Consider the following 7,817-nt stretch of genomic DNA (forward strand, 5'->3'; position numbering starts at 1 on the left):
TCCAGTCACCAACCTGATGGGCAAAGTAACCGTAGAGGTTACCTTGAGTAACAGAACAGGTAACCAGGGGACCTTCCGGATAGATAATTTTACGTTGAATGGGTATGTGACGCCAATTGATAGCAGTGTTTATAATAGTGTGCCAGGTAGGTATAGGTATGGGTTTAATGGGAAGGAGAATGACAACGAAATCAAAGGAGAAGGGAATCAGCAGGATTATGGGATGCGAATCTATGATCCACGAGTAGCCAGGTTCCTGTCAGTTGATCCACTTACCAAACAGTACCCTCACTATGCACCATACTCTTATGCAGGAAATAAGCCTATTGCTTTTATAGACAGGGATGGAGAAGAGGAAGGTATTGATAATACACTTAGACGTAAAGAAGAGGCATATCTTAGTAATCAACTTAGCGAGGATAAGTACAGAGAGCAGGTACGTGCTATGGGAGTAGGAGGACTTATAGGTACTGTTATAGTAATAGATGCTTTTGCAACAAAAGGAAAGGTTAGTGAGTTTTTGTTGTTTTCACAAATGGCAGGAGCATTTAATCATAACCGTGCTAAAACTCCTGAAGGCAGGAAGGAACAAGAAATGGAATCACGTAATACCTTTCTTAGTGCGGCTATGGGATGGGGAGCGGGAAAGATTCTTAGTAGCACAATTCGTATGGGGTGGGAAGCTGCTGCAGAAGTGAAATATTTGTTTCGAGGGACGAGCGAAGGTTTTGAAGGGCTTTCATCTTTGCAGAGATTAGGAATAACGCCAACAAGCTCAGATCCGGTTGTTGCGACAGTTTTTGCAACTAACGCTGAGAATTATGGGAAAGGAGTATTGCAGGTAGTGCTTCCTAAGAATTTACAAGGAGTGGAGTTTACAAGTAATGTTTTAAGTGATATGGAGAAAGAAATCGCAGTAGGTATAAAGCCAGCAGAGTTTACATCAAGAGCAACTTTGACAATAACTTCAGGTGAGGCAAGGGGAATCTTGGGTGACATGGGAATTAAATTACCGTCTAAGGTGAAATTGGATGAACTAAGTAATGTATTAAGGGAAACCCCTAGGCTTGATGCAAAGCAAGTTGATGAATTTTATAAAAGAGCGAGCCAATTAAAAAAGCCATAAAATGGAGGATATAAAAGTAAAGGTATTAGGACGGCTATCAAATAAGATGTTTAATCTTTATAAAGATGTATTAGATGTAAAAGAGAATGATGTTGTATTTTTTTGTGATTACTCAGAATTTGATATTCCTGTGGGCTACTGTTTTACAGGAGTTGTTAAAAGTGATAATACAATACTGGGTTGTAAAATACGTTTAAAAAGTGTGAGCCAACAATTTTTAAAGCTATTTGATGAGATCCCACATGGCTGGAAGACTATTGGTAATTTTGAATTTATTGATGGAATTATACCAGATGAAGTCCAAATGTTACCCTTATTAGATGATTGGATTTATTCTGAGAAATATCTACTTTTTCAATAAGTATTTATTGTACATAAACGACAAAACCCCGCCAGTGGCGGGGTTTTGTCGTTTATAGATTTAGTGTGTATAAGTTTGTTTGGTTTTAACATCTCTGATAAACGCTGCAATGACGCGCAAGAGCGCGGCTTTATCATCCGCTGGTAGCGTCTCAATCTCTTTAAAATACCGGATGACTTCTGCATCATGCAATGCAGCCGTGGCTTTGTCAGTAGAGCTGCCGAAAATTAAATAATCTACAGAGGTATCGAGCGCCTCAGCAATCTTCTTTATTACTTCGGCAGGCGGTTGCGCGCCTTTAGTCTCGTATCGTCCAATCTGGGCGTAGGATATATCCACTTTATCAGCGAGTTCTGATTGTGACCATCCTTTAGCTTTACGCAGTTCAAGAATACGGTTACCGAGATTAATTTTTTGAGACATAATAGTCTGTTTAGGTTAACAAAAATAGCTGATCTGTAGCAGTTTTGGTGAGTTTTTGATACTGATAGGGGTTAGTGTGCGAAAAATAAGTTTGTTTATTTGCTACATAAACGTTTATTTTGCTGCATAAATGTAGCAATAAAATATTTTTCCACATACATCCTATTGAGTTAACTAAAAATGCTTTTTATGTTGATCAGTAATAACAGACAAATCAAGCTACAACCGAAACACCGGGATCAATCAGGTAGTCATACAATAGTTCCGTGGCTCAATATCAGCGGAGTGTGGTTGGAGGAGTTGGGTTTTAAAGTTGGGGAAATGGTAAAGATTACCACCCGTGACCGGTTGCTGATCATAGAACCACTGGAAGGTACGGAGCAGGCCGCGCATGAATATAAGTCTGCTTTACAGGAAATGAAGCAGACATTAAAGAAGCTGGCGCAATGACGATAGCAGAAATCAAGCAGCAGCTTACGTTATCGACTGTCTTGCAGCATTACGGGTTAAAGCCAGATAAGCACCTGCGCCTGCATTGTCCGTTCCACGATGATAAAACGCCGAGTCTTCAGGTGTATTATAAAACACATACGTGTTATTGTTTTAGCAGTAATTGTAAAACACACGGGAAGGCGTTGGATGTGATCGATTTTGTTATGTACAAGGAAGGCTGCAGTAAACATGAAGCGATAGAAAAGTGTAAAGAGCTGACCGGCGATATTAGTCCTATTGTTTTGACTTTCTCACGGCCTGGTATATCTATACTGGGCAATATGTTTACCTATTTTAAGAATGGTGTGCATAACAGCAAACCAGCGCGTGAATACCTTACCAGCCGTGGTCTTGATCATACGTTGCTGGAGATCGGTTATAATGCTGGTCAGTTCCATCATGGCGTGCGAAAGGATGAGGAGCTGATAAAAAGCTGTTTGTCACTTGGATTACTGAGTGAGCATGACCGTAAGAGCAAGACGGGAGAAACAGCCTATCGCCCTTTTGCCAAGTATAGCCTGGTGTTCGCGCTGCGTGATCGCAGTGGCCAGGTGAGCGGATTTTACTTCCGCAGTACAGTCAATGATGATGACCAGAAGCATTTTTACTTAAAAAACCGTCAGGGGTTGTATCCTGGCTATCCTGCGCCTGAAACGGAACGTTTAATCCTAACGGAAGCTATTATAGATGCTGCCACGTTATTACAGCAACCCGCTATAACAAAGGATTACAACGTATTATCCTGTTATGGCACTAATGGTTTTACAAAGGAGCATCAGCAGGCAGTAAAGTCTTTACGGGGGTTAAAGGAGATTATTTTTGCCTTTGATGGAGATGATGCAGGAAATAAAGCAGCAGCTAAATATGCGGCAGCGCTCCGGGAGGAGCTGCCGCATATTGTTATTAGTACGCTGTGTCTTCCTGCGGGAGAGGATGTAAACAGTATTGCACTGTCCCATGAACCGGGTATTTTTGTTCACCTGCTTAGTGAACGGAAAGGTTTTTTTCTTTATACGCCACCATGTACGTCTTTAGATGGCGCTCATGAAACTTCATTTTCATCTGAAAAAATAATACCGGAACCCGGTACGGTGGCTACTGAAAAGGGGCCACCGCTTGGTGTCCTGGATACGGGCAATCCATATAAACTCAGTTACATTACGGCATATGCTTCTTATTATATACAGGGAGGTATCAGTAAGGGGCTGGATAGTATGAGGGTTACACTGGTAGTAGAGCGGAAGGATAATAGCCAGAAAAGCCGTAACAAGCTGGACTTGTACGAGGATAAGCAGGTAGAGAAAGTGAGCAGGGAGGTAAGCGAGAAACTATTACTTGATAAATCCTTACTGGAAGGGGATTTATACCGGTTAACGGATCTGCTGGACGAGTACCGGGAAGAGGATCTTATTAAACCGGGCGGGGATAATGGTGCTGTTACAGGCGTTTATCCGCTTACGTTACAGGAGCGCACAACAGCAGAGGGCTTTTTAAAGGCGTCGGATCTGATAAAGAGATTAAATGATCTGTTGGGTCAGGCAGGTATAGTAGGAGAGGAAACAAACCGTTTATTTTTACTGCTAATCGCCATCAGTTATAAGATGCCCGAAACTTTACACGCGCTGATACAGGGTAGTAGCGGCAGCGGCAAGACCCGGCTGTTAAAACAAATATCTGATTGCATCCCGCAGGAGAAAGTAACGAAGTTAACCCGCGTTAGTGATAAAGTATTGTATAACTACCCGGAGCATTATTTTATAAACCGGTTGTTGTGCCTGGAGGATATAGACGGGCTTAGTGAGGAGGCAGAGTTTGCGTTTAGGGAGTTACAGAGCAACGGAGAGCTGAACAGTGCTACCAGCATTAAGCTGGATAATGGACAGATCACCAGCGGCCAGAAAACGGTAAAGGGTCCTATTGCTTCACTGGCTTGTACTACGCGTGGAGAAATCTATGAAGATAATATGAGCCGTGTGTTCCTGCTGGCGGTGGATGAAAGTGCGGAGCAAACGGGCCGTATTATCAGTTATCAGAATAATAAAGCATCCGGTGAAATCGACAGCAGGAAAGAGCAGGACACAAAACACGTTATACAAAACCTGGTGCGGTGCTTACAGCCTTACCAGGTAGTTAACCCTTATGCCAATAAGTTACATCTGCCACCTGGTGCACATAAGATCAGGCGTTTAAATGACCTGTTTTTAAACTTTGTAAAGATGATCACGTTGGTACATCAGTACCAAAGAAAAAAAGATAGTAAAGGTCGTTTAATCACAGAAATATCCGATCTTGAAATGGCGGTTGATATTATGTTCGATAGTATAGTGCTGAAAGTAGATGAGCTGGATGGCAGTCTACGGCAGTTTTTTGAACAGCTGAAGTGCTGGCTGCACAAGGAATATAGCGAGAACTATAAAACGGCTGCCTTTAGCCTGCGTGAAGTTCGTCAGGGGCTGCGCTGTAGTAAAATGCAGGTGTTCCGTTGTTTTAATGATCTTAGCCGCCTGGAATATGTTCGTCAACAGGGAGGCCATGCTAACCGTGGATTTACCTATCAGGTAATCTATTGGGATAATTACGAAGCCTTACGGGCGAGGGTGAAGCAGCACCTGCAAGAGCAATCGATCTGCTTAAAAATGTTACACCAGCCTCCTCTATGTTACACCAGTGAAACACCAGCGAAACGCCAGAATCCCCTGCCATAGCCAAAATATGCCCTGGCGTAACGCGTAACAAAAAAGTGCTCAAGGCCCCTTTTAGAAAGACGTCATACCTATACCGGAATAACCATACTGTTAGCCCATCCTTTTATTTTACCACAAAATAATATCATTAATTATGTACCAGATCATAGGTAGTTTTAAAAGCTACCTGTCCGTGCTAGGGTACAGCATCGGTACGCAAAGGATGTTACCTGCGTGTATCCGTGATTTTTTGGAGTACGGGCAGTATAGCAGTATAGGAGAGATCCGGCCAGCGGATATTAATATGTTTTACGAGTGGCTGCATGAACGGCCGTTAAAGCGCGGAGAAGGCGCTTTAAGCGAAATGATGATCAGTCATTATGTATATGCATTGAAGGTGTTTTTTAGCTGGCAGCTTGAAACCGGAGGTGTTACCATTAACCCGGTTAGTATGTTGAAGTTTAAAAGCCCAGGACGTGGCTACCGGGAAGCCTTAACGGTGGCTGAAATACAAACCTTATTTACGGCGGCAGCCACCTGCAGGGAGCATGCTATGCTCCACCTGTTTTATAGTTGCGGACTAAGGCGCAGTGAGGCGGTACGGCTACGGTTATCAGATCTTCACTTCAGGCAGCGGTTATTATATGTGAGATCAGGCAAGGGTGACCGGCGGCGGGTGATCCCCTTAATGGACCGGGTTGCGGCGAGTCTGGAGCAGTATGTATTACAGGAGCGGGGCAAAGCCCGGTACATGGGTACTGCGTTTATGCTTAATAGCATGGGTAGGGCTATGCGGGGTGATAGTTATGCTAACCTGCTTAAATCGTTAGTGCGCAAAGCAGGTATGCGTAAGGAGATCAGCCCTCATTATCTGCGGCACAGCATAGCAACCCATCTTTTACAGCGTGGCATGAGTATGGAATATGTACGGGATTTTTTAGGACACAAATGTCTTGAATCTACGCAGATATACGCCCGGCCCGGATCACATCAATTACAAGCCTTATGACCTTATATGAATATCTTGAAAAGTACTATACGCCTGCAACGGCGGAAAGTTATCACCGTGAAATAACCATTTTTTTAAGTAGTTATCCAGCTGCGCAGGTGGCTACTTATGCAGAGCTGATCGGTTATTTAAGTGTTTTACGAGAGCGTTATAATAATGCAGCTACGTTAAATCGCATCCTATGCAGTATTAAAGTGTACTATGATTATTTATGTTATATCGGCAGTCGGGATGATCATCCTGCGCGTTCTATCCTGTTACGTGATCAGCGCAGCCGTGATGTACAGTTGCAGGATCTGTTTACCGGGGAAGAACTGGAAAAGTTACTAAGCCGCAAAGAGCGTTATCAGGCTTTATATTACCGTAACCGGGTTTTAATGGGGGCTATTGGTCTATCAGGGGTTAAAACCGCAGGAAATGGCGGCTATAAGCGTAACGGATATTAATATGGAAGTTGGCAGCATCTACATAAAATCTACTCATACTACTAACAGCCGTATGTTATCATTAAAGGCCGGTCAGATCCTGTTGTTATATACCTGGTTACAGCAGGTGCGCCCGCAGCTGTTAAAGGGTGCTGATAGTGATGTGTTGCTGATCGGTCACAGAGGAAAGCCCATGAGTGCAGATGATATAGTAAAGCATGTAATCAGGAGCTATAAGCATGTGTATCCTGAACGGGCAGTAACGGCGCAGGCTATACGTGGCAGTGTGATAGCTAATCTACTACAGCAGGGTTATGATATTAGCGTGGTGCAACAGTTCGCGGGGCATAAATATCCGTCGAGTACGGAGCGATATAAGCAAAGCGGGGTAGAGGTGTTAAAAGCTGCGATAGAGCAGTATCATCCGATGAAATAAAAAAAATGTTTTATTATTGTTGCTGGTTCGAATCCGCTCGGAACCTCTGGGGTGCCTGAAGGGACTTGGGAGTTCGAATCTCCTCCGCACGGTAGTACGACAGACTCTGACTCTGTTGGTCCTGGGTTCGAGCCCCAGGGGGGCGCATCCTCCCCTTTACAAAAATCCTTAATCAAGATAAGTGTATAGAGCAACTGCCTTCTAAGCAGTAGATCATAGCTGGTGTGGGTTCAACTCCCATCTGGGGTACATTATTAGACTAACCTAATAAAGATGGCGGGAATCGAACCCGCGTCCAATGGATCAGGGGTTCGAATCCCTGACGCTGGCAGTGAGGGGGATCAGTCGAACCCCATCCTTATTGAGCATCTGACTACGGATCAGAAGGTGATCAAGTCCACATCAAGTCCACGTCAAAGGCAGGTATAAAGCAGGTATAAGGCGTATTAAAGGCAAGTGACATTGCTTCGGAATAACATGTTCCTGCTACTCACCATAAAGCCCTGGCATGTGAAAAGGTCTCCCTCTGGCCGTCGGTCGGGCAGCCTGCCAGTCTGGCGAGCTGTTTTTACAAAAGGTTGCCTCTATGGTCACCAGCCTTCGGCTACCCCATTTTTGTCCGCCCCCTGCCGTCCCCCCGGGCCTTGCATTTTTGATTTTGCCGTCCGCTGCGCTCCCGGCGAGACAAAGGTCGAAGGCCCGGCCTGCTGTGGCTCCGTTTGGGCGAAGCGCCCAAACGGTGTCTTGTCCTGAAATAGGTTTACACAAAAAATGTAAAAAATGAAGAAAATCGTCAAACTTAAGAACGGTTACTATCTGGAAAGTGACAAGCATCTTATTATTCAGGCCTATTTGAGTTCA

At 44.1% G+C, this 7,817-nt stretch carries 8 protein-coding genes and 1 tRNA gene; 8 read left to right on the forward strand and 1 reads right to left on the reverse strand.

All coding sequences use genetic code 11. The features are described 5' to 3' along the window. Both ACDQ55_RS21350 and ACDQ55_RS21355 read left to right on the forward strand, forming a co-directional pair. Window positions 1-1,126 (forward strand): RHS repeat-associated core domain-containing protein (locus tag ACDQ55_RS21350; RefSeq protein ID WP_420983675.1); only part of this gene is annotated, 1,126 nt, incomplete at its 5' end. Between the two features lies 1 nt (window position 1,127). Continuing rightward, window positions 1,128-1,487 (forward strand): hypothetical protein, encoded by a 360-nt coding sequence (locus ACDQ55_RS21355; RefSeq protein ID WP_420983676.1) that lies wholly within the window; start codon window positions 1,128-1,130, stop codon window positions 1,485-1,487. Between the two features lie 60 nt (window positions 1,488-1,547). Here the strand turns inward: ACDQ55_RS21355 and ACDQ55_RS21360 are convergent, their stop codons facing one another. Beyond that, window positions 1,548-1,910: a helix-turn-helix domain-containing protein gene (locus tag ACDQ55_RS21360; RefSeq protein WP_420983677.1), complete on the reverse strand. Its 363-nt coding sequence runs from the start codon at window positions 1,908-1,910 to the stop codon at window positions 1,548-1,550. Window positions 1,911-2,099: 189 nt separating this feature from the next. Between ACDQ55_RS21360 and ACDQ55_RS21365 the strand changes: the two genes are divergently transcribed. The 6 genes from ACDQ55_RS21365 to ACDQ55_RS21390 all read left to right on the forward strand — a co-directional run bounded on the left by ACDQ55_RS21365 (window position 2,100) and on the right by ACDQ55_RS21390 (window position 7,103). Then, window positions 2,100-2,360 (forward strand): SymE family type I addiction module toxin, encoded by a 261-nt coding sequence (locus ACDQ55_RS21365; protein ID WP_420983678.1) that lies wholly within the window; start codon window positions 2,100-2,102, stop codon window positions 2,358-2,360. Further along, window positions 2,357-5,107, forward strand: a complete 2,751-nt coding sequence (locus ACDQ55_RS21370) for a toprim domain-containing protein (protein ID WP_420983679.1) — start codon at window positions 2,357-2,359, stop codon at window positions 5,105-5,107. The genes ACDQ55_RS21365 and ACDQ55_RS21370 overlap by 4 nt, the downstream gene beginning before the upstream one ends. A gap of 133 nt (window positions 5,108-5,240) precedes the next feature. After that, window positions 5,241-6,095 carry a tyrosine-type recombinase/integrase gene (locus tag ACDQ55_RS21375; protein ID WP_420983680.1) on the forward strand — a complete coding sequence of 285 codons (855 nt, stop codon included), beginning with the start codon at window positions 5,241-5,243 and terminating at the stop codon, window positions 6,093-6,095. Then, window positions 6,092-6,541: a hypothetical protein gene (locus tag ACDQ55_RS21380; RefSeq protein ID WP_420983681.1), complete on the forward strand. Its 450-nt coding sequence runs from the start codon at window positions 6,092-6,094 to the stop codon at window positions 6,539-6,541. Before ACDQ55_RS21375 ends, ACDQ55_RS21380 begins: the two co-directional genes overlap by 4 nt. Then, on the forward strand, window positions 6,513-6,956 hold the full coding sequence (locus tag ACDQ55_RS21385) for a tyrosine-type recombinase/integrase (protein ID WP_420983682.1): 444 nt from the start codon (window positions 6,513-6,515) through the stop codon (window positions 6,954-6,956). Before ACDQ55_RS21380 ends, ACDQ55_RS21385 begins: the two co-directional genes overlap by 29 nt. 51 nt (window positions 6,957-7,007) lie before the next feature. Beyond that, window positions 7,008-7,103, forward strand: a tRNA-Ser gene (locus ACDQ55_RS21390). Window positions 7,104-7,817 lie beyond the last annotated feature (714 nt).

It is taken from the genome of Chitinophaga sp. 30R24, assembly GCF_049056765.1.
In the GTDB taxonomy this organism is placed as follows: domain Bacteria; phylum Bacteroidota; class Bacteroidia; order Chitinophagales; family Chitinophagaceae; genus Chitinophaga.